We start from the raw sequence: 24,131 nt of genomic DNA, 5'->3' as shown, positions 1-24,131 counted from the left end.
ACTCAACAAAATTCTACACCCACGTGGCGGATGAATCCAGACTTTCCATCGTCCTTGCCCGCCGATGCCTGAGCTTTTTTTTCTCGCCGCCTTTGCACAGAGGAAGCAATATTCATCCCCTCCCGGTATTTTGCGACGGTACGCCGTGCAATCTCGATCCCTTGCTCCTTCAACAAATCCACAATTGTATCGTCCGATAAAATGTCGTCGGGTGTTTCCACGTCGATTAGCTGCTTGATCTGATGGCGTACCGACTGCGATGAATGCTGCTCTCCACCTTCCGTTGCCGCGATCGCCGCATTGAAAAAATACCGCAATTCGAACACCCCCCGCTTCGTCAACATGTACTTGTTCGCTGTGACCCGGCTGACCGTAGACTCGTGCATACCGATCGCGTCAGCCACATTGCGCAAGTTGAGCGGCTTCAGATAGGCAACGCCGTGACGAAGAAATTGTTCCTGTTGGCGAACAATCTCAGTGGCGACCTTGAGAATTGTTTGTGCCCGCTGATCAAGGCTCCTCGTTAGCCAATTGGCACTTTGCAAACATTCGCTCAGAAACGTCTTCTCGGCGGGAGAGGTTTTCGTTTTCGCTATTGTCGCATAGTAGCTGTTGTTGATGAGCACTCGCGGCAGGGCATCGGGATTAAGCTCGATTCGCCAACTTCCATCAGACGCGATGTCCACCTGCACGTCGGGCACGATGCTATCCGCTACGCCAGAAGAAAAGGCTGTCCCAGGTTTTGGATCAAGGTGCTGGATTTCCTGCAGCATGGCCAGAATATCCGCGTCACCTACATGACAAAGCCTCTTGAGACTGTGGAAATCCCGTTTGGCTAATAAATCGAGGTTTTGCAGCAAGGTTTTCATGCTCGAGCCCAAGCGGTTTTTCGCGCGCAACTGGAGTGACAGGCACTCCGCAAGGTCACGCGCGAACAGCCCTGTGGGCTCGAACCCCTGCAAGACTGCAATCAGTTTCTCGATGTGACTGGCATCGACACCAAACCTTGCGGCGATTTCTTCTACGTCAGCGCGCAAGTAACCTGTCTCATCGAGATGATCGGCAAGCTCAGCGGCGACAAGGCGGTCGCCCGCCGATGCAAAGCCGAAAATAATCTGCTCGGCGACATGGTCCCGAAGGGTCCGCGGGGTTGGTGTCACCTGTTCAAGATTATATCCCTCGCCGCCGGTTGAAACATAGCCATCACCCGAAGACGACTTCCACTGCGAAGCAAGGTCGCCGGCAATAAAATCATGTGTCCCCGGATCGTCGGGAAAGATGTTCTCGAGAGAACTATCAAACGTATCCGACATCGAACCAGAACTCGTCGATTCACCGCTCATCAGCCAATGATCGGCTTGCCCATCCAAAGGGTTATCAGCTTCGGCATCGGTGCTCACCGCTCCTCTGCCGAATTCGCGTTCATCACCGGAAATCCGATCGGTGCTGAAGCCGCGCTCATCAAGCGAAAAATGCTCGCCCGTTGTATCATCGCGCTCGAGCAAGGGGTTCTTTTCAATCTCCTGCTCTATGAATTGTTCGAGCTCGATATGCGTCAGCTGCAGCAGTCGAATCGACTGCATCAGCAGCGGCGTCATTACCAATGCCTGGGATTGCCTGAGATCGAGCTTTGCCGACAGAGCCATGGTGGGCGCGGGTACTCCCGTACGATTTCCTTTGCAGCTGTACAGAACTGGCCCAATCCTTGCTTGTCAATCACAAGCAAGGGAAAAACGTGTGGGCGCGGCGATTTTCAATCTAAAGACGTAGAGGAAATGGCATTTCTGGCGAATGAAACCCCGAAAATGGGAAAATCAAAGCTTGAACTGATCCCCAAGGTAAAGTCGTCGAACGTCCTGATTGGCAATAATTTCATCCGGCCGACCGTGAGTAAGCACCTGTCCTGCATGGATGATATAGGCCCTGTCGATCAGCTTCAGGGTCTCACGGACATTATGGTCGGTGATCAGCACACCAATGCCCCGACCGGTCAGATGACGCACCAGTTGTTGAATATCAGCAACTGCAATCGGATCCACACCTGCAAAGGGTTCGTCCAGAAGCATGAAATTAGGGCGAGACGCCAGGGCGCGGGCGATTTCCAGCCGTCGGCGTTCGCCACCTGACAGGGAAAGCGCGGGCGCCTTGCGCAGGTGAGCGATGTGAAACTCCTCAAGCAATGAGTCGAGCTCTTGAGCACGAGCACTCCGATCTTTCTCGACAACCTCAAGGACGGCCTTGATATTGTTTTCAACCGACAGACCGCGGAAAATCGAGGCTTCCTGCGGCAAGTAGCCTATACCCAGCCGAGAACGGCGATACATCGGCATCGTCGTTACGTCGAAACCATCGATTTCTATCGTGCCCTTGTCGACCGGGACCAGACCAGTCACCATGTAGAAACATGTCGTCTTGCCGGCGCCATTGGGGCCCAGGATACCAACGGCTTCGCCGGCGCGCACCCCAAAGGAAACACCGTTGACGACCTGGCGGCCATTGTAGCTCTTGGTGATGCCACGTGCGACAAGCGTGCCTTTCATACGGTCGACGGCCGCAGGGTCAGCAGGACGCATTTCCTGAGAGATGGTAGAGTCAGGCCGAGCGGAAAGCTTGCTGGAAGAGCGACGCGAAAACAAGGACACTATAGGCTCAGTTCTTCGGCGCGTTCTTGGGAGCCACAACGATAGAGACACGACCTGTCTGACCACTCTTGCAGCTTTCAAGCTGGGCCTCGCCCGTTTTAAGCTGCGCTGTCAGCTTGCAGCCGACGGCAACATTGTCGCCTTGGGAAAGAACAACCTTGTTGCCAGTCAAAACCAGCACTTCGGTTTTCATATCGAAGGTCCCGTGATCACCGGTAGCGACCTGATCTTCGGATTTGACGTAGACCTTGTCATTGACCTCAAGATGATCGATATCCTGGGCCCCGGCACCAGTCACTCCCGTGGTTTTTGGCGCGTCCGCAGTGGCAGCAGCGCCAGTTGTGTCTTTGCCGGTCGCGTCTTTCTTGGGACCCTTGACGTAATAAACAATCATGGAACCCGCTTTCAGAAGCGTCGCACCTTGTACAACGGTCACATTGCCTGTGAAGGTGGCAGTGCCCTCATTGTCATGAACAACAAGCTTGTCCGCATCGATCTGGATCGGCTGGTCGCCCGACAATTTGATTCCGGTTGTTGCTGTTGCGGCATCCTGGGCGAGGACGGGAGCCATCATCACGGACGATGCCAACAGGCCCAACGCAATGGTCGAAATGCTGATCAGTTTTGCCCCGCACGACATCGTCTTCTCTCCTAAATCCGGGATTTCCCTCGAAATCAGCAACAATCCCCAGACATTACTCCGACGATTTGATTTCCTTGTCACCTTCTTGCAGCTTTGTAGGCAGAATGACAAGCCTTACGCGCTTTTCAAAAGTCATTACCTTGCCGCTTTCGGTAATTTGCATACTGTCCGCGGTTATACTCGACTTGCTATTTTTTACGCTGACTGGATCATCGGTCGACATGGTGTTGCCAGCTATATCTATATTAGCCGATTGCAGCAGGGCAGTGATGCCATCGGATGTTGTCAAGCTTATGGCGCTGTCGAGCTTCAACTGCCGGTTCGCATTGTCGTATACACCCGATTTCGCAGTGACCTGCGCACGCAGCTCCTTGCCAATCGGAAGTTCCGCACTAATCCCCTCCAGAGAGATAACATTGCTGTTGCCTACGTCCTGCAATGCCTTTACGGCGCTCATTTTGTACGGAAGCTTGTCCTTCGTAAATCCGTCAAGTTTCGGGTTGGTCATGACAAGTTTACCGTTTTCCATCCCGGCATTATCAAGCGAAATATTGCTCGGCACACTCGATGTGGAAAAGAAAGTGAACCAGGAAAAAACAGCAGCACCGATCAACGCGACCGCAGGCAAGGCAAACTTCAAAAACCGGACGCGCCGAGAGTGGCGTTCCGCAGCACGAAACACCATCGAGTCTTTGTCAGAGCCAGCGAATTGCCGGGCGACCTCAGCATGATGGTCGGCGTCGGCGGTGGCATCGCGCCCCGCATGTGTATCGTTTCTTTCGATGGACATAGGTCTGGTTGTGTTTACCGATTACAATATAATGGCTAGTTGAACGCCAATATGGTTATTTTTCGATGAAATGGACAAGTACCTGTCGCACAAGTTGCACTCGGTGCAACAAGTATGCCGTCGTTTGACGAGATACAAGGTCCAAACTGCCGAGCAAGCGCCCGCAGCAAGTCTGGACTTCGACGAAATGATACCGCAAAGAATAACTGACCCTGGTTTGAGAGCGAATGGATAGGACGATGGCAAACACTGCTGACGCAATTCTCGATAGACGACGGCTTCGCAGGAAATTGACATTTTGGCGTGCATTCACACTCCTGCTCATCGCCCTTGCATTGATTTCACTTTATTTTTTCAATGGTTCCGAAAGGTTTTCCGGTAAATCAGCGCCGCATATCGCCAAGGTTCGCGTTGAGGGCACGATTTTTGAAAATGATGAACTGCTTAAGCGTCTGAAGGACGTGGAGGATTCCGACGCGGTCAAGGGCGTGATCCTCTCCGTCGATTCACCAGGGGGAACAACGGCCGGCGGTGAAGCAATCTATGAGGCTGTGCGCAAGCTTGCCCTGAAGAAGCCTGTCGTTGCCCAAGTTGGAACGCTGGCTGCCTCGGCCGGGTACATGATTGCGAGTGCGAGCGATCACATCGTGGCTCGCCAGTCTTCGATCATCGGCTCCATTGGCGTGCTTTTCCAATATCCTGATATTTCGGAGCTCTTGACCAAGATAGGCGTGAAAGTCGAAACGATCAAATCCAGCCCGCTCAAGGCAGAACCCAATTTTTTCAATCCGGCGAGCGACGAAGCAAAGGCGATGATTCATCGCATGATCATTGATTCCTATGACTGGTTTGTCGGTCTGGTCCAGGAACGGCGTAAATTCACGCACGAACAAGCGCTGGCCCTAGCGGACGGATCTGTCTTTACAGGTCGCCAGGCGGTTGCCAACAAACTGATCGACGAACTTGGCGGCGAAGACAAGGCGATCGCCTGGCTCAAAACAAAGGGTATCGATGCCAAACTTCCAGTCGTCGAATGGAAACCCGTCGAGAAGTCCTCACTCGGTATGTTTTTTTCGCAATCGGCCCTGAAAATGCTGACCCGATATCTCGGTATTCCGGAAGAAAGTGCGGGGGTGCTGCGCGAATTGACAGGTGATCGCATGTTCCTTGACGGACTCGTTTCTGTTTGGCACGTTGACGGCAAGCCTGTCGGCGCGCAATAAGGATATTAAACTCATAAGATCAGTGACATAGTAATCAGGTTAGTGCTTTTTGACCTTGTCCTCCTGATCTTGAACCGGAAGGGATTTCGCTGTGATCAAATCAGAGCTCGTGCAGATCATTGCCAACCGCAATCCGCATTTGTTTCAGCGTGATGTGGAAAACATCGTCGGCGCCATCTTTGACGAGATCACCGATGCACTGGCCGAGGGCAATCGGGTCGAGCTGCGTGGCTTCGGCGCATTTTCCGTCAAGAACCGCCCGGCGCGCAGCGGACGTAACCCGCGCACCGGCGAAAGCGTCGACGTTGAGGAAAAGTGGGTTCCCTTCTTCAAAACCGGCAAAGAATTGCGCGACAGGCTGAATGGCAACGGCTAGGGGCGCGTCCCTCAAGCATCAGAAGCGTTGCAGGAGAGAAATATGATCAATCGCATCGTCATTGTCCTCATTCTGGTACCGCTTGCCGTCATCCTGATTGCCCTGTCAGTAGCAAATCGCGAGGCGATATCGTTCACAATCGATCCTTTTAACCCAGGCAATCCTGCCCTCTCCTACTCTGCGCCGCTTTTCGTCTGGTTGTTTGCCTCCCTGATTCTCGGTTTGATCCTCGGGAGCTTGGCAACTTGGTATAATCAGGGGAAACATCGAAAACTCGCTCGTCAGCGCAAGCTCGAAGCGGAGCTACTGCGCAAGGAAGCCCGCAAAGCGTCGGCCGAGACACAGTCTACGCCAAATCTTCCTTCACTCCATTAAACAACCGTCAAGGATATGAAATGAAACTGATCTCCCCGGCCGAGGTCGACGGGCTATTGAAATGGCCGGATATGATCGACGCACTCGAACAGGCTTTCCGTCAGGGAGTGATTCAGCCTGTGCGCCATCATCACACCGTCGATCGCCCGGACGGCGCCGCTTCTACGCTGCTGCTGATGCCGGCCTGGTCCGACTTCAATGCCTTGGGGGATTCCTCAAAAGGCTATATGGGCGTGAAGATCGTTACCGTATCCCCGGACAATGGTACCATTTCGAAACCAGCTGTCATGGGTGTGTATCTTTTGCTTGACGGCAAGACCGGCGAACCACAGGCGCTCATTGACGGACAGCGGCTTACCCTGTGGCGCACTGCAGGCGCATCGGCGCTCGCAGCTCGGTATCTGGCTCGTGAAGATGCGTCCAATCTCGTCGTGCTCGGAGCCGGTGCGCTTTCGGGATTTCTCGCTCGCGCGCACAGTGCCATCCGTCCCATCACGAAAATTTCCATCTGGAACCGCAACTTCGCTGGAGCCGAGAAAGTAGCTGCCGAGCTCGTTGCGGATGGCTTCAACGCCAAGGCTGTGAACGACCAGCATGAGGCAATCGCGGAAGCCGATATCATAACTGCAGGGACGCTTTCGACTGAACCATTGATCCTTGGCAAACATTTGAAACCCGGCGCCCATGTGGATCTGATCGGAGCATTCACGCCTTCCATGCGCGAAAGCGATGACGAATGCGTCAAACGGGCGCGCGTTTTTGTTGATACCAAGGACGGCGCGCTGAAAGAGGGTGGTGATATCGTGCAACCGATCAAGGCGGGCGTCGTCACCGAAAGCCATGTTATCGGTGATCTTTTTGACCTGACGCGCGGCACGATCAAGGGGCGCCAATCCCCGAGCGAAATCACGCTGTTTAAATCGGTTGGCGCCGCTCTGGAAGACCTTGCGGCGGGCATTTTGATCTATGAAAGGGCGATCTCGGCTTCCGCGTGAGCGTTTTTGCTTTCGCCTTCCTTCCTCTTGACATAGGAAACATCCAATCAACTGCGAGGGTGCACGGCTTGAAATCGTCTGGCGGAAAAATCAAGAAGGCAAAAGGGCTCGGTCCGAAAGCGAGCGCTCCGAAAGGAGCAGCGCATCGGCAAACCGCAACGAAGCCGCGGCCGCAATTTGCCAAAGCCCCCCGCGCCATCGATATCGATCCTCAGCAAAAGTCCTCGCCTCGTTCGGAAGCGGCTCCAAAGCGCGTTTTGACTCGCCGTACCGGCGTACGCCCTCTGGAACGAACCGGCCTCATCCTGGAAACCTCGCCTTCCGACGATTATGCACTGCTTGACAGCGGCAATGGTCTAAAGCTTGAACAGTACGGTCCCTATCGCATCGTCCGCCCAGAAGGTCAGGCGATCTGGTTACCTGCCTGGGACCGACCGGAGTGGGACAAGGCCGATGCGCTATTCACCGGCAATACGGATGAGGAGGGCGTCGGACGTTGGCATTTTCCAAAAGTTCCGCTTGGTGAAACGTGGCCGCTTGCCTTTGACGGCATCTCGTTTTTCGGACGCTTCACGTCGTTCCGGCACGTCGGCGTTTTTCCTGAACAAGGCACGCATTGGTCACACATGGACCAGCTGATCCGAAACGCCAAACGCCCGATCAAAGTGCTTAATCTCTTCGGTTATACGGGAGTCGCGTCCCTTGTCGCGGCTCGAGCCGGAGCCGAGGTAACCCATGTTGATGCTTCGAAGAAGGCTATTGTCTGGGCGCGGGAAAATCAGGAGATGGCAGGGCTCTCCAGCAAACCCATTCGCTGGATATGCGAAGACGCAATGAAATTCGTCGCACGCGAAGAGCGGCGCGGCAGTGGCTACGACATCATTCTTCTCGACCCGCCCGCCTATGGACGCGGACCCAATGGCGAGGTGTGGCAGCTGTTCGACAATCTGCCGGACATGGTCGATCTTTGTCGCTCGATCCTCACGCCAAATCCACTTGCGGTCGTTCTGACCGCCTATTCAATCCGCGCTTCGTTTTTTGCGATCCACGAGTTAATGCGCGATGCGTTCACCGGGCTTGGAGGAAAGGTCGAGTCAGGTGAACTTATTCTGCGGGAACGTTCATCCGATCGTGCCCTTTCCACCTCTCTTTTCAGCCGCTGGAGCGCTTGATGACCAAACAGGATGATCACCAGCGCGGCAATGGACTGGTTCGCCCTGGCAGGGTCAAGGAGGTCACCAGCCTGACCAATCCGATCGTCAAGGATTTGCGTGCGCTGGCGATCAAAAAATTCCGCGACCAGCAGGGTGTTTTCCTCGCCGAAGGACTGAAACTCGTCATCGATGCTCTTGACCTGGGTTGGACCATCAAGACCCTCGTTTACTCAAAGGCAGGCAAGGGCAATTCGCTGGTCGAGCCAGTTGCCGCGCGCACGATCGCCAAGGGTGGTGATGTTCTTGAGGTCAGCGAAAAAGTCATTGCGGCCATAACGCGTCGCGATAACCCGCAAATGGTCGTCGGTGTTTTCGAACAGAAGGTGCAATCCTTGCTAGCGATCAAACCGCAAGGCAATGAGGTTTATGTGGCACTCGACCGCGTGCGCGATCCCGGCAATCTCGGCACGATTATTCGAACCGCGGACGCAGCGGGCGCAAAAGGCATCATTCTCATTGGGGATACCACTGATCCGTTCTCGCTGGAAACGATCCGAGCCACGATGGGCTCGGTTTTTGCAATGCCTGTCATACGTGCGACTGAAGCCGAGTTTCTTTCCTGGCGAAAAGGTTTCTCTGGGCTAGTTGTCGGAACGCACCTGAAAGGTGCCGTCGATTATCGAACGATCCCCTATGCCAATAAACCGGTCGTTTTGTTGATGGGGAACGAGCAACAAGGCTTGCCGGATCAATTGGCTTCATCGTGCGACAAGCTCGCGCGTATTCCGCAGGAGGGCCGTGCCGATTCGCTCAATCTCGCCATTGCGACCGGCGTCATGTTGTTCGAGATCCGGCGGGACGCATTGAAACTTGCCCCTGACGTTTGAGAAAATGGATTTATGAAAAGCAAAGCATTCTACAGTCTTCTGGCCATCATCGCCTTCGCCACGGTCAGTGATCAGATCGTCAAGTATCTCATCGAGACTGGCATGGACTACCAGCAGCAAATCGATCTCTTGCCTTTTTTAGCGTTGTTTCGCGTGCACAATGATGGGATCGCCTTTTCGATGTTAAGCGGGTTCGGAGATACAGCGCTGATAGGCCTGACGATCATCGTCATTTGTTTTGTCAGTTATCTGTGGTGGAGCACGGCGTCCACGCGCTGGATTTCACGGTTTGGTTTTGCCCTTATCATTGGTGGTGCGATCGGCAATCTCATCGACCGCATCCTGCATGGGTATGTCATAGATTATTTTCTTTTCCACCTGCCGTCATGGTCGTTTGCCGTCTTCAATCTCGCTGACGCCTACATATCGGTTGGCGCAGCATTGGTTGTAATCGAGGAAATTTTTGTCTGGTTGCGCGATCGGCGGACGGACCGCGGGCGAACCGGCAAAAATTGAAGCGAAACTGGGTAATTAGCCCATCGTCACGTCATGTAGCCGTCATCCAATTGTTGTATTCAACGAACGAACGAATACCGATAAATCTCCTGGATGAGCCAAATCGATATGACCATCGCCTTGCTTGAACCGGCTTCAATCACTAAAGATCAACGCGTGATGTCGCACGTTGATTCAACTCCCTCGCCGTTTACGGCGCCACACCTTGCGTCGGTGCTTGGCCGCATCGGCACGATGGAGGTTTGCCTCGCGCAAACGGAAGATGAAATCGCTTCGTCACAACAATTGCGTTTCAAGGTTTTTTTTGACGAGTTGGGCGCCAAGGGCTCTGCCACGATGGAGCAGCGTGATGCAGATCGTTTCGATCCCTTTTGCGATCACCTCCTTGTCTATGACACCTCCATAGCCGGCCCAAAACACAAGCAGATTGTAGGCACCTATCGGCTGTTGCGCTCGGAAAAAGCTTTCGAAACCGGCGGATTCTATTCAGCCAGCGAATTTTCGATCGAACGGCTTGTTACCGCCAAGCCGGAATTGCGTTTTCTTGAGCTCGGCCGTTCCTGTGTCCTCCCGGAATACCGGTCAAAACGGACGGTCGAATTGCTCTGGCAAGGTATCTGGACCTATTGCCGCCATCACTCCATTGGTGTGATGTTTGGCTGCGCATCCTTCCAGGGAGCGGTTCCTGCTGCGCACGCACTGCCGCTTTCCTTCCTGCAACATAATTGCCGTGCCACACCCGACTGGGACGTTCGCGCATTGCCCGCACTTTACCATGCGATGGATCTCGTTCCGAATGAAGCGATCAATCCAAAAGTGGCTCTCTTCGCCATGCCGCCGTTGATCAAGGGCTATTTAAGGCTTGGCGCGATGATTGGCGACGGCGCCGTGGTCGACCATGACTTTGGTACAACCGATGTCTTCATTATTCTGCCAGTCAGCCGTATTTCGGAACGCTATGTCAGCCATTACGCTGCTGAAGCGAAGCGCTTCGTCTAGAGACCTTCGACTTGGACCGATCATCTGTGGAGAAAAGCCATGGTTGAACTCGGAAGAGGTGTGTAAATGTCCCGTTAGCGAATAGATTGCTCCTGATCGAAATCAGGAGAGCGTCTTGGCCGAACTGGCAGCCATCATCGAACAGCCCCCTTATGACGTTGACATATTGGCGCGTCCCACGCCGATGATGGAGCAGTATATCGAAATCAAGGCGACGAACCCCGATAGTCTCTTGTTCTATCGTATGGGCGATTTCTATGAATTGTTTTTCGATGACGCGGTCGAGGCATCTCGCGCACTCGGAATCACATTGACGAAACGCGGAAAGCATCTGGGTGACGATATTCCCATGTGCGGCGTACCGGTCCACGCCGCCGACGATTATCTGCAGAAGCTGATCGCGCGTGGCTTTCGCGTCGCGGTATGCGAACAGATCGAAGATCCTGCGGAGGCCAGGAAACGTGGGGCAAAGTCCGTCGTCAAACGTGATGTCGTTCGATTGGTGACTCCCGGCACGATTACCGAAGAAAAACTGCTCGACCCATCCGAAGCCAATTATTTGATGACGCTCGGCCGCGTAAAGGGCTCGGATAAAGGTCATTTTGCGCTTGCCTGGATTGACATATCAACCGGTACATTCCGCGTCAGCGAAACCGATCCGGGCCGGTTGCTCGCGGACATTTTGCGTGTTGATCCACGCGAATTGATTGTCGCAGATCCGGTATTTCATGATCTGGATCTGCGGCCGGTGTTCGATGTCATCGGCCGGGCGGTTAGCCCGCAGCCACCCAGTCTATTTGACAGCGCTACGGCAGAAAGCCGTATCCAGCGCTATTTTGACGTCAGCTCGCTGGATGGGTTTGGTCAATTCTCGCGTGCCGAGCTTTCAGCCATTTCCGGTGCTATCGCCTATGTCGAAAAGACACAGATTGCCGAGCGGCCGCCACTGATGCGGCCCGAGCGGGAGTCGGAAGGTTCTTCGCTTTTTATCGACCCAGCAACCCGTGCCAATCTTGAACTTCTGCGCACGCTTTCCGGCAAGCGCGAAGGAAGTCTGCTGCGGGCGATCGACAGAACGGTGACAGGTAGCGGGGCGCGGCTCCTGGCGGAACGGTTGACCTCACCTCTGACTGATCCGGCGGCGATCGCGGAACGATTGGATTCGATCTCGTTTTTCCTCCTTCGCCAACCGCTGGCAGATTTGGCGCGCGAAGCGCTGAAAGCCGTGCCCGATATGCCCCGCGCCCTGTCGCGGCTTGCAGTCGGTCGCGGCGGTCCACGCGATCTGGGTGCACTCGCCCGCGGTCTTGAAACAGCCGGCGATATCGCACAATTGCTGGAGCGTAAAGAACTGCCGACAGAACTCACGCGAGTGAGAGAATGTCTTCGCCAATTGCCGCTGGAATTCGCCGAACACCTTGACCGGGCGCTTGCCGATGAGCTGCCGCTTCTCAAACGCGACGGCGGGTTCGTCCGGCCGGCATATCATGCCGAGCTAGACGAAATGCGGGCACTGCGGGATCATTCGCGCCGCATCATCGCTGGCCTGCAAGCCGACTACATGGAAACGACTGGCGTCAGATCGCTGAAGATCAAGCACAATAATGTGCTTGGATATTTCATCGAAGTAACCGCCAACAATGCCTCGGTCATGACCGATACGGATGAAGCCAAGAGCAAATTCATTCATCGTCAGACCATTGCCAATGCGATGCGGTTCACGACGACGGAACTGGCGGAGCTTGAAACCAAGATAGCAAATGCCGCCGAACGCGCGCTTTCGATCGAGCTTGGCGTTTTCGACGTCTTGACCAATGAGACCGTGGCCAACGCCGACACCATTCGTGCAGGTGCTGCGGCGCTGGCGGCGCTTGACGTCTCCATATCGCTGGCGGCGCTCTCCGAAGAACAAGGCTACTGCCGACCGCAGGTCGATGACAGCCTTGCATTCGAGATTGTGGCCGGACGACACCCGGTCGTCGAGCAATCGCTACGTCGGCAAGCGGCCGCTCCCTTTGTTGCCAATGATTGCAATCTTTCTCCAGAGGGAGCCGGCAAGGGAGCAATCTGGCTGCTGACCGGCCCGAATATGGGCGGTAAATCGACCTTTCTGCGTCAGAACGCATTGATTGCGATTCTCGCGCAGATGGGTTCGTTCGTTCCGGCCGGCTCTGCTCATATCGGCATTGTGGATCGTTTGTTCTCGCGCGTTGGTGCCTCGGATGATCTTGCGCGCGGGCGTTCTACTTTCATGGTGGAAATGGTCGAGACCGCTGCTATTCTCAACCAGGCCAGCGATCATTCGCTCGTCATCCTCGATGAAATCGGCCGCGGTACCGCGACCTTCGACGGCCTTTCGATTGCATGGGCCGCGGTCGAATACTTGCACGAAAAGAACCAATGTCGGGCGATTTTTGCAACGCACTTCCACGAAATGACCGCACTTTCAGAAAAACTTGAACGGCTCAGCAACGTTACCATGCGCGTGAAGGAATGGGACGGCGATGTCGTGTTCTTGCATGAGGTCGCCAAGGGCGCAGCTGACCGATCATATGGCGTGCAAGTGGCTCGTTTGGCTGGTCTGCCGGAAGCCGTCGTCAATCGCGCCCGCGATGTTCTGCACCAGCTCGAAGCAGGAGAGACCTCTGGCAAGGCCGACAAGCTGATCGACGACTTGCCGCTGTTTTCCGTTGAAGTGAAGCGCCAAGCACCCAAGCTTGTTCAAGGTAAGGATAGTGGTCTGCTCGCAGCTATGTCCACCATCAATCCGGATGAGATGACACCGCGTGAAGCGCTGGAGGCGCTCTATCGGTTGAAGGGCCTCGTCGCGAACACGACATCTTGACTGGTCTCCACAACAAACGCGTCAAATGTAATCGTTTCGTTTGACGCAAATTCGCGCTATAGCGTGCGGCCATTATCCATAAAGACGTATTCATGAGCGCTTCAGACCTGAGACTGGAACAGATCGTCAACCCGGCCAAGCTTCATCGCCAATTTGAAGAGTTGGTCACGTCAACGAACAAACTGGGCACTGCCACCGTCGAGCGTAACGACGTGTTGCAGCTTGTGAAACAGACGCTGATCGCGGGTCGCAAGTCGGCCGAAGACATGCTGATGAAGGATGCTAGCGGAACGCACTGTTCCATCCGGCTTTCTTATCTGATGGACCAGATTATTTCTGCGCTCTATGACTTCGCAATTACCCACGTATATCCCGCTGTGAACCCATCTACTGCGGAACGGATGACGGTCGTGGCGGTTGGCGGTTATGGTCGCGGGGGACTAGCACCCGGTTCCGATATCGATCTGTTATTCTTGCTACCTTACAAACAGACACCTTGGGGCGAGCAAGTCGTCGAGTATATTCTGTACATGCTGTGGGACGCCGGTCTCAAGGTCGGCCACGCGACCCGTAATCTGGATGAGTCCATCCGCCAGTCCCTGGGTGATATGACGATCCGCACCAGCATCCTGGAAGCCCGTTACCTGTGCGGGAATGAAGACCTTTTCGCCAAACTGGTGCAACGCTTTGATGACGGGGTGGTCAAGGGTACCGGGCCCGCTTTCATCGAGGCCAAGCTTGCCGAACGTGACGCGCGTCACCGCAAGGCGGGCGAGACGCGGTATCTGGTGGAGCCGAACGTCAAAGAGGGTAAGGGCGGCCAGCGCGATCTGCATACACTGTTCTGGATTGCAAAATATTATTACCGGGTGAAGACAAGTGATGAATTGGTCGACCTGGGGGTTCTTTCTCGTGCGGAACACAAGATCTTTCGTAAGGCGGAGGATCTGCTATGGGCTGTACGCTGCCATATGCATTTCTTGACGGGCAAGGCCGAGGAACGCCTTTCGTTCGATATCCAGGGCGAGATCGCCCGGCGGCTCGGCTACACCGCCCATCCCGGTCTGCGAGACGTCGAGCGGTTCATGAAACACTACTTCCTTATCGCTAAGGAGGTCGGTGATCTTACACGCATCATCTGCGCCGCTCTGGAAGAAGAGCAAGCCAAGCACGTTCCCGGTTTCAACCGGATTTTCCTCACGTTTTCGCGCCGCAAGCGAAAGCTCCCCGGCACAAGCGATTTCGTCGTCGACAACCACCGCATCACCATTGCCAATGACGACGTCTTCCGGAAAGACCCAGTCAATATAATCCGCCTGTTTCGGCTGGCGGATCTGCATGGCCTCGAGTTCCACCCCGACGCTATGCAATTGGTGTCGCGTTCGCTGTCATTGATCAAAGCTGATCTGCGGGAAAATCCTGAGGCGAACAGGCTTTTTCTGGAAGTGCTGACCTCGGAGCGCAACCCCGAGCTTATCCTGCGGCGAATGAATGAATCCGGCGTACTTGGCAAATTCATTCCGGATTTCGGCAAGGTCGTCGCGATGATGCAGTTCAACATGTATCATCACTATACTGTCGATGAACATCTGTTGCGTTGCATCTTAGTCATGTCGGAAATCGATCACGGCGATCTTGGACAGGAACACCCTCTTGCCAACCAGATCATGCCCGGTTTGAAAAAAGACCGGCAGGTCCTCTATGTGGCGCTGCTTCTTCACGACATTGCCAAGGGAAGGCCGGAAGACCACTCCATTGCCGGTGCGCGGATCGCCCGGCGGATTTGCCCGCGCCTGGGCCTGTCACAGGCCGACACTGAAACCGTTGCCTGGCTCGTCGAACAGCATTTGACGATGAGTAGAGTGGCACAGTCGCGCGATCTGAACGACCGAAAGACGATCGAAGATTTTGCTGAGATTGTCCAAACCCTCGACCGGATGAAACTGCTGTTGGTCCTGACCATCTGCGATATCAAAGCAGTCGGACCCGGGGTCTGGAATGGCTGGAAAGGCCAGCTTCTGCGCAATCTCTTCTATGAAACGGAATTGATGCTGACTGGCGGATTTTCGGAAGTCTCCCGCAAGGACCGCACCGATCACGCCCGCACCCAACTGGACAATGCGCTGTCATCCTGGCCGCAGATCGAGCGCCAGTCATATCTTGCATTGCATTATCAAAACTACTTGCTGACTGTCAGCCTCGAAGATCAGATTCGACATGCCAATTTCGTGCGCGAGACCGATGCCAGCGGCAAAGCACTCGCCACCATGGTAAAAACCCATGATTTCGAGGGTGTAACCGAGATCACCGTGCTGTCCCCCGACCATCCGCGTTTGCTTTCAATCATCGCAGGTGCCTGCGCCGGGGCCGGCGCCAACATCGTCGATGCGCAGATCTTCACGACGAGCGACGGGCGCGCACTTGATACGATCCTTATTAGCCGCGAATTCCCGACCGACGATGATGAACGGCGGCGGGCCATGCGCGTCGGACGGCTGATCGAAGACGTGCTTTCCGGGAAATCCTACCTGCCCGAGATGCTGGCAAGTCGCACTAAACCGAAGCGCGCGGTCAAAGCCTTCCGCATCACGCCGCGTGTCGAGATAAACAATACGCTGTCCAACAAATTCACGGTCATCGAAGTGGAAGGCCTCGACCGTCCCGGTGTTCTATCTGAGATAACCGGTACTATCTCTGATCTCTCACTCGATATTGCCTCTGCACACGTGACGACCTTCGGTGAAAAGGTCATCGACGTGTTCTATGTCACTGATCTTGTCGGTCACCAGATCACCAATACGACACGCCAGAATCGTATCCGCAAGAAGCTGCTTGCTCTCTTTGGCGAAGGAGACATCACGACCGCCCAGCCGCAACGGCAAAACATCCTCATGACGGCTGAATAGAATGAGTTTGGTCAAGAAATTTGCGACGGTTGCGTCTGGCACGTTGATGAGCCGCGTCTTCGGTTTCACACGCGAAATGCTGATGGCCTCTGCTTTGGGCACGGGTCCTGTCGCCGATGCTTTCAATGCTGCCTTCCGTTTCCCAAACACGTTCCGGCGACTCTTCGCGGAAGGCGCGTTCAACTCTGCTTTCGTGCCCTTGTTCGCCAAGGAAATCGAAGCCAACGGGCTTGATGGAGCGCGCCGTTTTTCCGAAGAGGTATTCGGTGTCCTCTTCACCGTGCTTCTCGGCCTGACGATCCTGATGGAACTGTCAATGCCACTGATCGTGCGCTTCGTCATAGCTCCGGGCTTCGTGGCTGACCCGATGAAGTTCGACAACACCGTATCGATGGCGATCATCATGTTCCCCTACCTCGCCTGCATGTCGCTCGCCGCCATGATGAGCGGGATGCTGAATTCCCTGCATCGCTATTTCGCCGCGGCGATCGCTCCAGTTTTCCTGAATGTCATTCTCATCGGCGTGCTCGGCTATGCCTGGTGGAAGGGCCAAGACGGCAGGGCCGTGGGCTATGCACTGTCCTGGGGTGTCATGGTCTCCGGCGTGGTTCAACTGGCCATTGTCTGGTTTGCCGTGCGCAATGCCGGCATTTCCATCGGATTCCGGTTGCCCCATATAACCGCCAACGTTAAACGCCTGCTGATACTCGCCTTCCCTGCCGCCGTAACTGGCGGCATCACCCAAATCAACCTGTTGATCAACACGAACATTGCTTCGGCAAAATCGGGCGCCATCTCGTCTCTGGCCTATGCTGATCGCATCTATCAATTGCCGCTCGGTGTCGTCGGCATAGCGGTCGCGACGGTACTCCTGCCGGAGTTGGCACGTGCGCTGCGCTCTGGAAATCTTAAGGAAGCCGGTAGCCTGCAGAACCGTTCGGTCGAGTTCACACTGTTTCTTACGCTTCCTGCTGCTGCGGCGCTGTTGGTAATGTCCGAACCGATCGTTCGGATGCTGTACGAACGCGGCAATTTCTCCACCGCATCGACGCACACGGTCGGCAATATCCTGGCGATCTACGGGCTCGGCCTCCCGGCATTCGTCCTGATCAAAGCCTTCTTGCCGGGGTTTTTCGCCCGCGAAGATACCCGCACACCGATGATCTTTGCTGCCATCGCCGTCATCGTGAACGTCAGTCTCGCGCTGACGCTATTCCCGATCATGGCAGAGACCGGCATCGCAACGGCCGAGATCGTCGCCGGCTGGACGAACGCAATCCTACTTTTCGTTACCCTCGTCTGGCGCGGACATTGGGGGCGCGACATTCCTTTGCTTACCCGCATCCCACGGCTGATTGTTTCCGCCGGTCTCATGGGCGTTGCGCTGTACTATGCAATTCGCTGGATGGGCCCGGCGCTAGAACCACATGCGCCTCTGCATACGCAAGCCATCGCAGTCGTGTCGCTGGTCGGGTTGTCGATGATCCTCTACTTTGCGCTCGCTTTCGGGACAGGTGGCGCTAGCTTCGGCATGATCCGCCGGAATGTGAAACGGGGAACAAAAGCGCCTGAGGACGTGTCGTGAGCCGGTTCATCGGCATGGTCACACTTGTCGTGCGCGATTATGACGAGGCGATTGCCTGGTACACGAAGGTGCTCGGCTTTTCGCTTGTCAACGATACGGCGCTCTCCGAAACAAAACGTTGGGTTGTCGTCGCGCCCGAGAGTGATGGCGCCCGGCTATTGCTGGCAAAAGCGGATGACGACACGCAGAAAGCCAGCATTGGCAATCAAACCGGCGGCCGCGTTGCATTGTTTCTGCACACGGACGATTTCCCCGTTGACCACGCGAAGATGGTGGAGGCGGGCGTCCATTTTCTTGAAGAGCCTCGCCATGAGCCCTATGGCAGCGTCGCAGTGTTCGAAGACCTCTATGGTAATAAATGGGATCTGCTGGAATTCAAATGAAGGTTGGTATCGATTGGGCTTGAATAGAGCGTCTCCCTCTGCCAAAAGCTCGGTTTCATTGCTTTCGGAGCCTGCAAGCCCGATCCCCGAACGATCAAGGACGATTTTATGAGCACGTTTGAACCGCTCGTCTTTTCCGGTGTCCAGCCTACCGGCAACCTGCATCTTGGCAACTATCTCGGCGCGATCCGTCGCTGGGTTGCTTTGCAGGAAAGCAGCAAATGCATGTACTGTGTCGTGGACCAGCACGCGATCACCCCTCCCATCTCCGTCTGGGGCGGCCCGGCTGAACTCATGCGCAATACGCGTGAAGTCACCGCAGCCTTCCTCGCATCTGGCATCGATGCAAAAAAGAACATCGTTTTCAACCAGAGCCGCGTGCACCAGCATGCCGAGCTGGCATGGGTTTTCAACTGCGTTGCCCGGATGGGTTGGCTCAACCGCATGACCCAGTTCAAGGACAAGGCAGGTAAGGACCGTGAAAATGCGTCCGTTGGCCTGTTCGCATACCCGAATCTGATGGCGGCGGACATCCTTGTCTACCGTGCCACCCACGTACCTGTTGGTGAAGATCAGAAGCAGCATCTAGAGCTGACGCGCGACATCGCCCAGAAGTTCAACACAGATTTTTCGGACCGGATCGCTGAACTTGGGCTTGGTGTTGAAACGCAATCGGGGGATGAAACGATTGCCAGTTTCTTTCCGTTGACCGAACCGGTCATCGGCGGGCCCGCAGCACGTGTCATGAGCTTGCGCGATGGTACCAAGAAGATGTCAAAGTCCGATCCGTCGGATCTCTCGCGCATCAACCTGACCGACGATGTGGATACGATCTCGAAAAAGATCCGTAAGGCCAAGACCGATTCGGAACCCTTGCCATCGGAGCTTGAAGGATTGAAGGATCGGCCGGAAGCTGACAATCTCGTCGGTATCTATGCCGCGTTGGTCAATAGCGACAAGGCCACTGTGATCCGCGATTTCGGCGGACAGCAATTCTCAACCTTCAAGCCCGCCCTTGCTGACCTCGCGGTGGAAAAGCTGGCGCCGATCGCTGCGGAAATGCGGCGAATTTCTGCCGACCCCGGCTTTGTCGATGCCGTCCTCAAAGACGGTGGTGAGCGCGCGAGCGTTCTTGCAGAGAAGACGATGCGCAATGTCCGTGATATTGTCGGATTTCTGCAGAACTAGACCGCGCCAGGGAAAGCCTTGCGAACGATCAATGCTTAGGGCAGGTTGCGCACATGGTATCAAGACGTCTTAGCCGCGAAGCCGGCCACCGCCGCAAATTTCTGGCCGTCATTGACGAAACACCAGAATGTGAGCGGGCCGTTGCCTATGCCTCGCGCCGGGCCAAGACGACCGGCGGCGTGCTCTTGCTGCTGTTCGTTATCGATTCAGCAGACTTTCAGCAGTTTCTTGGTGTTGAACAGATCATGCGCGCGGAAGCCCAGGAGCGGGCCAATTCGACGCTCAGCAAGTTTGCCGCCAGCGTCCGGGAAACGATAGGGATCGAGTCGGAACTTGCTGTTCGCGAAGGCATTACATCCGAAGAGATTCGGAAGCTTATCGAAGAAGATCAGGATATCGCCATCCTCGTCCTGGCGGCTGGCTCCGGCAAGGACGGGCCTGGCCCGCTCGTTCAATCGCTGGCAGGGCGAGAATCCTTTTCCATTCCGGTCACGGTCGTACCCTATAATCTATCGGATGAGGATATCGACGCGATTACCTGATTACGTCGACCAAACGTGATATAATCCTGACTTGAAGAGAATGGTTTAAAGGCCTATATGCCTATTTGAATAGTTCTAAACTAGATACGCGAGATCCGTCATGTTCATCCAGACCGAAGCAACGCCCAATCCAGCGACCTTGAAGTTCCTGCCTGGAAAGGTGGTGCTTGAAGAAGGAACCGCCGATTTCCGCGACGCAGCAAGTGCTGGCGAATCTTCACAGCTTGCTGGCAAAATTTTTGGCGTCCCGGGCGTCACCGGCGTATTTTTCGGCTATGATTTTGTCACCGTCACCAAGAGCGAAGGCCCGGAATGGCAACACCTGAAGCCTGCCATTCTAGGCGCGATCATGGAGCATTTCATGTCCGGCGCACCGGTCATGGCCAATGTCAGCCAAATCGCTGACACCGCCCAGCGGGAAACCGATGGTGAATTCTTCGACAGCGCCGATACGGAGATCGTCGATACGATCAAGGAGTTGCTTGAAACGCGTGTCCGCCCGGCCGTAGCCCAGGATGGCGGCGATATCACATTCCGCGGTTATGAAAACGGTACCGTGTTCCTGCACATGAAGGGCGCTTGCTCGGGCTGCCCATCGTCCACCGCGACGCTGAAGCACGGCATTCAGAACCTGTTGAAGCATTTCGTTCCGGAAGTTCAGCAAGTCGAGTCGATCTGAATTTTCAGTTTGATGATTGAAAAGGCCGCTTTGAGCGGCCTTTTTTATTGGTCTAGTTCACCGCGCCAGGTCCCGGTATCGCACCGGGCGGGCATTTGCCGAGGATGATCATGCCGAGCACTTCGTCCTCGTTGACATCGCCAACCTTGGCGGTGCCAACCACCTGACCGTTTTTCATTACCGCCACCCGATCGGCGAGGTGGAAGACGTCATGGATATCATGGCTGATGAGAAAGATACCGATGCCTTCACTCTTCAATTGCTTGATCAGTTCGCCGACCTGTGCGGTTTCCTGCGGTCCCAGCGCCGCAGTCGGCTCGTCCATGATCAGTATCCGGGCGTTGAACAAGATCGCGCGTGCGATTGCCACGGATTGCCGCTGACCACCAGAAAGTGCCTTGACCGGGTCCTTGAAACGCTGGAATCGTGGATTGAGTCTACCCATGACTTCGCGGGCGCTGTGCTCCATCGCGACGTCATCGAGAGTGCCCCAAGGCGTCATCAATTCACGGCCGAGATAGAGATTGGCGGCGGTGTCCACATTGTCCGCCAGTGCCAGGGTTTGATAGATCGTCTCGATACCATAGGCCTTGGCATCACGCGGATTGTTGATTGCCGCTTCTTCCCCGTTGACCTTGATCGTACCATTGTCGCGCTTGTAGGCGCCCGACAGTATCTTGATCAGGGTCGATTTTCCGGCACCGTTGTGACCGAGTAGCGCAACAACTTCACCCGGAAAGAGATCGATCGAAGCTCCATCCACTGCACGGATGCCACCAAAGGCAATCGAGATGTCTTCCATATCGATGAGAGGCGTTTGTGTGTTTGTCATGATTGTTCCTCCCTCAAGCTGTACGGCGGCGATAGATCGTGTCCAGCCAGACGGCCACGACAAGAACCAGACCGACAACGATATTCTGCAGTGGCGTATCGAGACCGAGCAGAACCATGCCTGAGCTTAGTGATTGCATCAGCACCGCTCCGATCATGGCACCGGCAATGGTGCCGACACCGCCAGCCAAGGACGTTCCGCCAATAACAGCTGCGGCGATGGTCAGGAGCTCATCGAGGGTGCCTTGTGCATTGGTTGCCGCATTGAGGCGAGCGGTGGAAATGGCACCCGCAATGGCGCAGAGAACCCCCATAATGATGAAAATCTTCATCGTCACCCAGCGCGTATTGATACCGGCAAGGTCTGCCGCTTCCGGATTGCCACCCATGGCGAAGACATAACGGCCGAATCGGGTGCGCGTCGACAGGAACGTCATGATGAGACCGGCGGCAACGGCGATCAGCACCGGAATTGCAATGCCGTGTGAGATGAACAGCCCGCCATCGGGAATTGTGATGTTGTTGGCTTCGGCATATTTACGGACGATGCCGATCGGCCAGTAGTATGCGTTGGCAATGGCGACTGCGCCGAGCACAAGAACGCACCCCACGGCAGCCATGAAGGCTTCAGCCCATATAGGACGACGGGGAAAGTTGAAACGTTTACGCTGGCGCCTACTGTTAATGATCATCCCGACGATGGCGACACAGGCGACGACGCCAACGACCCAGCTCCAGAATGCACCGATTGAACCCTCGGGGCCTCCGCCCATAAGACGGAACGTCGAGTCCATTGGCGCAACCGTGCGGCCCGAGGTAACCCACCAGGCAGCGCCACGCCATACGAGAAGACCACCAAGCGTAACGATGAAAGCAGGCACGCCCAGGAATGCAATGATAAAGCCCTGAAATCCACCGATGAGCGCGCCGGTGATGACGCCAACACCAAGCGCAATGATCCATGTCGCCGGATGCTCGAAACCAATAAGCCTTGGCAGGAACTCGGCCTGCGTCACACCCATGATCATACCGACAAAGCCGAGAATCGAGCCAACCGACAAATCGATGTTACGGGTAACGATGATCAGCACCATCCCGGTCGCCATGACAGCAACCGACGATGTCTGAACAGACAGGTTCCAAAGGTTGCGTGGCGTCAGAAACTGACCGCCCGAGAGAAACTGGAAGGCAAGCCAGATAATGACCAGCGCTCCGATCATACCGAGAAGTCGGGTGTCAAGCTCAGTCGCCTTGAAGAATCTGGCGACAATGCCGAGCTCCGACGAACGGGCCCGATCGAGGCTGATGGCCGGATCACTCATTGTACTCTCCCAGTTTTATTGTCTTCTTAAAACGCCGCCGATCCAGTGGACCAGCGGCGTTCGATTTTAACAGATTTAACGATGTTACTTGCAGGCTGCTACTGAACCTGCCTTGACACCCTGACAGACCACGTCCTTCTTCACCCAGCCAGCATCGATGACGACATCGAGATTATCCTTGGTGACCGGAACCGGAGTGAGGAAGACAGCGTTGACCTCAACTTTATTAACGCCGCCAGCAAACTTCTGAACGTTCGGGATTTCTTCCATTTTCTTGCCATCTGCTAGGGCCGAGGCGATACCTGCGGCTTGCTTGCCAAGTTCGCGGGAATCCTTCCAGATCGTCACGGTCTGCGTGCCGAGTGCTACGCGGTTAAGTGCTGCGAAATCGGCATCCTGACCGGAAACAGGAACAGTGCCGGCAAGGCCCTGAGCCTGCAGCGCTGCGATAGCACCGCCGGCTGTTCCATCGTTCGCAGCAACGACGGCATCGACCTTGTTGTCATTTGCAGTCAGGAATTGTTCCATATTCTTCTGGGCGTTGGCGGGAAGCCAGCCATCCGTATAGGCTTCACCGACGTTCTTGATCTTGCCGGAGTCGATGGCCTCTTTCAGCACTTCCTGGGCGCCGGAGAAAAGGAAATCTGCGTTCGGATCGGCGGAGCTGCCCTTGATGAACACGTAGTTGCCTTCAGGCTTGACAGCAAATACGCCACGCGCCTGCATGCGGCCGACTTCCTTGTTGTCGAATGTGATGTAGAACGCATCCTTGTTTTCGATCAGGCGGTCATAGCCTACAACCGGAATGCCTTCAGCAACGGCCTTCTCGACAGCAGGTCCGATGGCGCTCGAATCCTGCGCCAAAATGATGAGGGCATTGGCGCCTTGCGAAATCAGGCTTTCAACATCGGTCAACTGCTTGGAAGCAGAGGACTGCGCATCTGCCGAGATGTACTTGTCGCCGTTGGCTTCGAGCGCTTTCTTGATCGCAGCTTCGTCCGTCTTCCAGCGCTCTTCCTGGAAATTCGACCACGATACACCGACGATCTTGTCCTTCGCCAGAACGGGGCCGGCAAATGATACAGCAAGGACAGCAGCCCCCGCCAATGCGGTTGCATATTTCTTCATGGTAACCCTCCCGGTGCATTAGCACGTTGACTGAATGGATGCAGGCACTCGACCTCCGGCCAGCATCTAAACCTCTTTAATTCGAGGCTCGAAAAAAATAGTGACTTAAAAGCATTTACGTG

Annotated in this window: 21 protein-coding genes and 1 pseudogene; 15 read left to right on the top strand and 7 right to left on the bottom strand. The window is 55.3% G+C overall.

All coding sequences use genetic code 11. From position 1 onward, the window contains the following. Positions 1–2: 2 nt before the first annotated feature. The 4 genes and pseudogenes from rpoN to lptC all read right to left on the bottom strand — a co-directional run bounded on the left by rpoN (position 3) and on the right by lptC (position 3,913). On the bottom strand, positions 3–1,646 hold the full coding sequence (rpoN, locus tag PHA01_RS11485) for an RNA polymerase factor sigma-54 (RefSeq protein WP_271895508.1): 1,644 nt from the start codon (positions 1,644–1,646) through the stop codon (positions 3–5). A 168-nt stretch (positions 1,647–1,814) separates the two neighbouring features. Beyond that, positions 1,815–2,543 (bottom strand): annotated as a pseudogene (gene lptB / locus PHA01_RS11480) (LPS export ABC transporter ATP-binding protein); the annotation flags it as partial. A 106-nt stretch (positions 2,544–2,649) separates the two neighbouring features. Continuing rightward, the gene (locus PHA01_RS11475; RefSeq protein WP_271895505.1) at positions 2,650–3,282 is read right to left on the bottom strand and encodes an LptA/OstA family protein; all 633 of its coding nucleotides are present in this window, start codon (positions 3,280–3,282) and stop codon (positions 2,650–2,652) included. A 55-nt stretch (positions 3,283–3,337) separates the two neighbouring features. Beyond that, complete coding sequence (lptC, locus tag PHA01_RS11470) at positions 3,338–3,913, bottom strand: LPS export ABC transporter periplasmic protein LptC (RefSeq protein ID WP_271895503.1); 576 nt, start codon at positions 3,911–3,913, stop codon at positions 3,338–3,340. Positions 3,914–4,314: 401 nt separating this feature from the next. Between lptC and sppA the strand changes: the two genes are divergently transcribed. The 15 genes from sppA (at position 4,315) to PHA01_RS11395 (ending at position 20,728) form a co-directional block, all read left to right on the top strand. Then, positions 4,315–5,298 carry a signal peptide peptidase SppA gene (sppA, locus tag PHA01_RS11465; protein ID WP_271895501.1) on the top strand — a complete coding sequence of 328 codons (984 nt, stop codon included), beginning with the start codon at positions 4,315–4,317 and terminating at the stop codon, positions 5,296–5,298. 91 nt (positions 5,299–5,389) lie between these two features. Next, a complete protein-coding gene (locus PHA01_RS11460; protein ID WP_106662485.1) occupies positions 5,390–5,674 on the top strand; it encodes an integration host factor subunit beta in 285 nt (94 codons plus the stop codon). Positions 5,675–5,716: 42 nt separating this feature from the next. Then, positions 5,717–6,049 (top strand): lipopolysaccharide assembly protein LapA domain-containing protein, encoded by a 333-nt coding sequence (locus tag PHA01_RS11455; RefSeq protein WP_114431515.1) that lies wholly within the window; start codon positions 5,717–5,719, stop codon positions 6,047–6,049. A 20-nt stretch (positions 6,050–6,069) separates the two neighbouring features. Further along, positions 6,070–7,044: a bifunctional Delta(1)-pyrroline-2-carboxylate/Delta(1)-piperideine-2-carboxylate reductase gene (gene lhpI / locus PHA01_RS11450; RefSeq protein ID WP_271895497.1), complete on the top strand. Its 975-nt coding sequence runs from the start codon at positions 6,070–6,072 to the stop codon at positions 7,042–7,044. Positions 7,045–7,112: 68 nt separating this feature from the next. Continuing rightward, positions 7,113–8,216 carry an RsmD family RNA methyltransferase gene (locus PHA01_RS11445; RefSeq protein ID WP_417020951.1) on the top strand — a complete coding sequence of 368 codons (1,104 nt, stop codon included), beginning with the start codon at positions 7,113–7,115 and terminating at the stop codon, positions 8,214–8,216. Next, positions 8,216–9,085, top strand: a complete 870-nt coding sequence (locus tag PHA01_RS11440) for a TrmH family RNA methyltransferase (protein WP_271895493.1) — start codon at positions 8,216–8,218, stop codon at positions 9,083–9,085. The genes PHA01_RS11445 and PHA01_RS11440 overlap by 1 nt, the downstream gene beginning before the upstream one ends. 12 nt (positions 9,086–9,097) lie before the next feature. Continuing rightward, positions 9,098–9,601: a signal peptidase II gene (gene lspA / locus PHA01_RS11435; protein WP_271895491.1), complete on the top strand. Its 504-nt coding sequence runs from the start codon at positions 9,098–9,100 to the stop codon at positions 9,599–9,601. 108 nt (positions 9,602–9,709) lie between these two features. After that, complete coding sequence (gene olsB, locus PHA01_RS11430; protein ID WP_417020960.1) at positions 9,710–10,600, top strand: l-ornithine N(alpha)-acyltransferase; 891 nt, start codon at positions 9,710–9,712, stop codon at positions 10,598–10,600. Between the two features lie 184 nt (positions 10,601–10,784). Then, complete coding sequence (gene mutS, locus PHA01_RS11425; RefSeq protein WP_271895931.1) at positions 10,785–13,445, top strand: DNA mismatch repair protein MutS; 2,661 nt, start codon at positions 10,785–10,787, stop codon at positions 13,443–13,445. A gap of 92 nt (positions 13,446–13,537) precedes the next feature. Beyond that, positions 13,538–16,351: a [protein-PII] uridylyltransferase gene (locus tag PHA01_RS11420; RefSeq protein WP_271895489.1), complete on the top strand. Its 2,814-nt coding sequence runs from the start codon at positions 13,538–13,540 to the stop codon at positions 16,349–16,351. A 1-nt stretch (position 16,352) separates the two neighbouring features. Then, positions 16,353–17,936 (top strand): murein biosynthesis integral membrane protein MurJ, encoded by a 1,584-nt coding sequence (gene murJ, locus PHA01_RS11415; protein WP_271895486.1) that lies wholly within the window; start codon positions 16,353–16,355, stop codon positions 17,934–17,936. A gap of 14 nt (positions 17,937–17,950) precedes the next feature. Continuing rightward, positions 17,951–18,319 (top strand): VOC family protein, encoded by a 369-nt coding sequence (locus PHA01_RS11410; RefSeq protein ID WP_271895929.1) that lies wholly within the window; start codon positions 17,951–17,953, stop codon positions 18,317–18,319. Between the two features lie 108 nt (positions 18,320–18,427). Beyond that, positions 18,428–19,507 (top strand): tryptophan--tRNA ligase, encoded by a 1,080-nt coding sequence (gene trpS / locus PHA01_RS11405; RefSeq protein WP_271895484.1) that lies wholly within the window; start codon positions 18,428–18,430, stop codon positions 19,505–19,507. Positions 19,508–19,560: 53 nt separating this feature from the next. Next, the gene (locus tag PHA01_RS11400; protein ID WP_209998402.1) at positions 19,561–20,049 is read left to right on the top strand and encodes a universal stress protein; all 489 of its coding nucleotides are present in this window, start codon (positions 19,561–19,563) and stop codon (positions 20,047–20,049) included. Positions 20,050–20,149: 100 nt separating this feature from the next. Next, positions 20,150–20,728, top strand: coding sequence for a NifU family protein (locus tag PHA01_RS11395; protein WP_114431505.1), 579 nt, complete (start codon positions 20,150–20,152; stop codon positions 20,726–20,728). 52 nt (positions 20,729–20,780) lie between these two features. Here the strand turns inward: PHA01_RS11395 and PHA01_RS11390 are convergent, their stop codons facing one another. The 3 genes from PHA01_RS11390 to xylF all read right to left on the bottom strand — a co-directional run bounded on the left by PHA01_RS11390 (position 20,781) and on the right by xylF (position 24,009). Further along, positions 20,781–21,560: an ATP-binding cassette domain-containing protein gene (locus PHA01_RS11390; protein WP_114431504.1), complete on the bottom strand. Its 780-nt coding sequence runs from the start codon at positions 21,558–21,560 to the stop codon at positions 20,781–20,783. A 13-nt stretch (positions 21,561–21,573) separates the two neighbouring features. Further along, entirely contained in the window at positions 21,574–22,881 is a 1,308-nt protein-coding gene (locus tag PHA01_RS11385; protein WP_271895479.1) for a sugar ABC transporter permease, read from the bottom strand. 84 nt (positions 22,882–22,965) lie between these two features. Continuing rightward, positions 22,966–24,009, bottom strand: coding sequence for a D-xylose ABC transporter substrate-binding protein (xylF, locus tag PHA01_RS11380; RefSeq protein WP_271895477.1), 1,044 nt, complete (start codon positions 24,007–24,009; stop codon positions 22,966–22,968). Positions 24,010–24,131: the final 122 nt, after the last annotated feature.

The organism is Candidatus Phyllobacterium onerii (genome assembly GCF_028331445.1).
GTDB lineage: Bacteria > Pseudomonadota > Alphaproteobacteria > Rhizobiales > Rhizobiaceae > Phyllobacterium > Phyllobacterium onerii.
The sequence above is the reverse complement of the archived record's forward strand: the minus strand, read 5'-3'. Positions and strand labels throughout refer to the sequence as shown.

Excerpts from the sequence above, each read along its gene's own strand:
- rpoN (WP_271895508.1), bottom strand. The coding sequence starts at position 1,646 with ATGGCTCTGTCGGCAAAGCTCGATCTCAGGCAATCCCAGGCATTGGTA.
- PHA01_RS11475 (WP_271895505.1), bottom strand. The coding sequence starts at position 3,282 with ATGTCGTGCGGGGCAAAACTGATCAGCATTTCGACCATTGCGTTGGGC.
- sppA (WP_271895501.1), top strand. The coding sequence starts at position 4,315 with ATGGCAAACACTGCTGACGCAATTCTCGATAGACGACGGCTTCGCAGG.
- PHA01_RS11455 (WP_114431515.1), top strand. The coding sequence starts at position 5,717 with ATGATCAATCGCATCGTCATTGTCCTCATTCTGGTACCGCTTGCCGTC.
- lhpI (WP_271895497.1), top strand. The coding sequence starts at position 6,070 with ATGAAACTGATCTCCCCGGCCGAGGTCGACGGGCTATTGAAATGGCCG.
- PHA01_RS11440 (WP_271895493.1), top strand. The coding sequence starts at position 8,216 with ATGACCAAACAGGATGATCACCAGCGCGGCAATGGACTGGTTCGCCCT.
- lspA (WP_271895491.1), top strand. The coding sequence starts at position 9,098 with ATGAAAAGCAAAGCATTCTACAGTCTTCTGGCCATCATCGCCTTCGCC.
- olsB (WP_417020960.1), top strand. The coding sequence starts at position 9,710 with ATGACCATCGCCTTGCTTGAACCGGCTTCAATCACTAAAGATCAACGC.
- mutS (WP_271895931.1), top strand. The coding sequence starts at position 10,785 with ATGATGGAGCAGTATATCGAAATCAAGGCGACGAACCCCGATAGTCTC.
- PHA01_RS11420 (WP_271895489.1), top strand. The coding sequence starts at position 13,538 with ATGAGCGCTTCAGACCTGAGACTGGAACAGATCGTCAACCCGGCCAAG.
- murJ (WP_271895486.1), top strand. The coding sequence starts at position 16,353 with ATGAGTTTGGTCAAGAAATTTGCGACGGTTGCGTCTGGCACGTTGATG.
- PHA01_RS11410 (WP_271895929.1), top strand. The coding sequence starts at position 17,951 with ATGGTCACACTTGTCGTGCGCGATTATGACGAGGCGATTGCCTGGTAC.
- trpS (WP_271895484.1), top strand. The coding sequence starts at position 18,428 with ATGAGCACGTTTGAACCGCTCGTCTTTTCCGGTGTCCAGCCTACCGGC.
- PHA01_RS11400 (WP_209998402.1), top strand. The coding sequence starts at position 19,561 with ATGGTATCAAGACGTCTTAGCCGCGAAGCCGGCCACCGCCGCAAATTT.
- PHA01_RS11395 (WP_114431505.1), top strand. The coding sequence starts at position 20,150 with ATGTTCATCCAGACCGAAGCAACGCCCAATCCAGCGACCTTGAAGTTC.
- PHA01_RS11390 (WP_114431504.1), bottom strand. The coding sequence starts at position 21,560 with ATGACAAACACACAAACGCCTCTCATCGATATGGAAGACATCTCGATT.
- PHA01_RS11385 (WP_271895479.1), bottom strand. The coding sequence starts at position 22,881 with ATGAGTGATCCGGCCATCAGCCTCGATCGGGCCCGTTCGTCGGAGCTC.
- xylF (WP_271895477.1), bottom strand. The coding sequence starts at position 24,009 with ATGAAGAAATATGCAACCGCATTGGCGGGGGCTGCTGTCCTTGCTGTA.